The organism is Candidatus Hydrogenedentota bacterium (assembly GCA_012730045.1).
GTDB lineage: Bacteria > Hydrogenedentota > Hydrogenedentia > Hydrogenedentales > CAITNO01 > JAAYBR01.
On record JAAYBR010000151.1, the window covers coordinates 1 to 2,944 of the forward strand.

Genomic DNA, 2,944 nt, shown 5'->3' on the forward strand with positions numbered 1-2,944 from the left:
GTCCCCGCATTCTCCCGTTTGCGCCTTCCTCTGCGCCCTCTGCGTCTCTGCGTTGAGTCTTGCCTTCAGAACCGCGAGGGCATTCATCAGGCTCGGGTCATCGCGGTGCCCGGTCTGGAAGGCGGCAGCGAGCTGCCGCACTCCAAGGCGCGCTTCGCGCGCGTGCTTGGGGGTGGGGGCTGTGCCTGTGCTTTGGTGGACGTTGTGGACGGGGTGGACTTGGTGGGCCGGAAAGGAGCGGCGTATCCCGCAGTCCGGGCCCTGCCTTGCCTTGTCTCCTGCCCCTACTTCCAGAGCACTCTTGCCACGAAGAGCGCGCCTTTGGCGCCGCGTTTCCGGGCGTCGTCGTTCCAGACACCCTCGCCGACGGTGACCCAGGACTCGGCGGGGGTCATGGCGGCGGCGCCGAAGTTTCCGAGGGCGGCGCCGCGCTCGGGGATGAGGACGCGCTCGGTGGCGCGGAGGACGTGGAGGGCTTCGGGGTCCACCTGGGCGATGAAGAGGGGGGCGCGGTTGCGCATGACGTGGTCGTTGTTCGCGCCGCGACGGGTGTAGACGAGGAAGAGGGCGTTTTCCGTGGCGAGCCAGTGCTGCTGGGTGTTGTAGGAGCCCAGTTCCGCGCCGTCGTCAAAGGTCCAGGGCTTGATGGGGTCGTAGTGGAGGCCGTCGGCGCCGGAGGTGACATAGGCGCGGGCGTCGTTGCGCAGGGTGAGGAAATAGCGCCCCCGGTGCTTCACCATGGACGGTTCGCAGAGCCCGCGCCCGCCCTCAACGCTCATGCTGTTCCCGTGCTCAACGTAGGAGACGGTGGTCCCGTCGAACCGGAACCGCCCCACGGAGACGGTGTAGTCCTCCTTGGCGTTGCGTCCGTGGTAGAGCGGCAGGAGCAGGGAGCCGTCAGGCTCGACGATCCACTGCGAGCAGGCGTTGCGGCAGAAGGCGAACATGGGGTCTTCGGGCATCTCGATGAGCTTCCAGGCGGTCCACGTGCGCGCCTCGGGGTCGAAGACCGTGTAGGCCGTCTGGTCGAAGCGGCCCTCGCGCTCGACCAGCGCGCCGCCCTCGCGGTACATGAGCTGCGCGCCGATGGCGATGACCTTCCCGGTCGGCGCGTGCCAGCCGGGGGTCACGTCGCACACGGCGACGATCTCGCCGTCCGGTCCCTTGCGCCAGGCGAACTCGGGGATGGTCACGGGCCCGGTCCAGGTTTTGCCCAGGTCCTCGGACAGCATGTAGTACAGCTCGGAGTAGAAGTCTGAGACTTGGAGGTGCTTCTGGAGCGTCATGACGGCCAGCGGCGCGCCGTCCTTCCCCTTCCCCGGCACGGCGGTCGCACGCGGGTGGAACCAGAGGAACTTGCCGTCGTCGTGCTCCACCGGCACGTCCAGCACGATGTCATACCCGGCGGGGGTCGGGGGCTGCGTCCAGGCGACAGGGGCCGCCAAGAACAGCGCCAGCGCGACAAGCTTCCTCATTTCCCTTCTCCTTTCAAGCCCGGCGCGTCAGATCCGCAGATAGATCTTGCGCCGGTTCAGATACCAGACCACTAGGAACGTGAACGCCACGGAGACCGTCATCTGAAGGAAATAGGCCCAGTCCTCGCCGACGGCGAGCGCGATGTTTCCCCCGACAAACCGCTCGGCGAACTCGTTGAAATCCATGAAGTTGCGGATCAGGTAGATGGTCAGGGGATTCACGCCGATCCACATGAAGGGGGCGGTCCACCAGCGTATCTGCCAGACGTCCACGACGAGGTAGAAGAGCCCGAGCAGCACGAGGCTCCAACCGCCGGCTACCAGCACGTAGGAGGAGGTCCAAATCTTCTTGATCACGGGGAACTGGAGGCCCCACAAGTGGCCGAGGGACACCAGCACCGCGCCGACGGCCATGAACAGGACCGCCTTCCGCGCGGGGGAATGCTTTTCGGACTTGAGAAACAGCGCGGCGAGCACGCCCATCAGGGCGCTGGCGACGGCGGGGAAAGTGCTCAGCATCCCCTCGGGGTCCCAGGTGCCGTCGTTCTTGCGCCCTGGGAGCCACCAGGCGTCCAGCAGGTTCGCCCAGTTCTCCTCCGGGGCAAACGAGACCGTCTCCCGGCCGGGGATGGGGACAAAGCAGAGCAGCGCCCAGTAGCCGGCGAGGAGGGCAACGGCCACGCCCAGCATCCCGCGCCAGCCCAGGTGGCAGAAGAGCAGCCCCGCGAAGAGATAGCACAGGGCCAGCCGCTGGAGCACGCCCATCCACCGCGCGTCGCCCGGCGCCACGCCGCCGGAATACAGCACGCCCAGCAGGAACATGATCACAAAACGCTTCAGGATGCGGCGGTAGGCGCCGCGCCGCCCGTCGGTGGCGAGAATGCGCTCCAGCGAAAAGACGACCGACATGCCGACAACGAAGACAAACAGCGGGAAGATCAGGTCGTGGAAATGGAAGCCCTCCCAGGGCACATGCTTCATCTGGGGCTCAATCCACCCCTTGACCGGGTCGCCGAGCATGCGCAGCACCCCCAGCATGAACCCGGTGCCGCCGGTGATCCAGAACATGTCAAACCCGCGCAGCACGTCCACGCTGAGCATCCGCCCGCCGGTCTTGGTCTCTTCCGCAGCCATGAAACCTTCCTTCACCGTCCCGAACACCGCCGCGCCGCCCTACTCCGCGAAGCGCCGCGGCATTGTACGCCCCAAACAGCCCGCAGCACCAGTGGAGGTGGGACGCGGGGCGATTCCGACAAGAGATTGCCGCGTCGGCCGGGGCGGCCGACTCGCAATGACGGGTTAAGCGGCGGTCCCGCACTGAACCGGCGTTCAATGCGTCATGGCGAGCCCCTGACCGCCCGGGGGCGGGAATATCGTTGAAGAAAGGCGTGTCAGGCGTCAGATGTCGCGGGAGCCCCCGCACGTCCTTGGCGAGTCCGTCTGTTGAGTGGAGTGCGGAGGCAGAGCGA

Annotated in this window: 2 protein-coding genes; both read right to left on the bottom strand. The window is 66.8% G+C overall.

Annotated elements, in window-relative coordinates; translation table 11 throughout:
- Positions 1 to 284 precede the first annotated feature (284 nt).
- A complete protein-coding gene (locus tag GXY15_16455) occupies positions 285 to 1,475 on the bottom strand; it encodes an exo-alpha-sialidase (GenBank protein ID NLV42804.1) in 1,191 nt (396 codons plus the stop codon).
- Between the two features lie 27 nt (positions 1,476 to 1,502).
- Entirely contained in the window at positions 1,503 to 2,609 is a 1,107-nt protein-coding gene (locus tag GXY15_16460; protein ID NLV42805.1) for a DUF5009 domain-containing protein, read from the bottom strand.
- Positions 2,610 to 2,944: the final 335 nt, after the last annotated feature.

Bases quoted from the DNA above. Each gene is read 5' to 3' on its own strand.
- GXY15_16455 (NLV42804.1), bottom strand. From the start codon at position 1,475: ATGAGGAAGCTTGTCGCGCTGGCGCTGTTCTTGGCGGCCCCTGTCGCC.
- GXY15_16460 (NLV42805.1), bottom strand. From the start codon at position 2,609: ATGGCTGCGGAAGAGACCAAGACCGGCGGGCGGATGCTCAGCGTGGAC.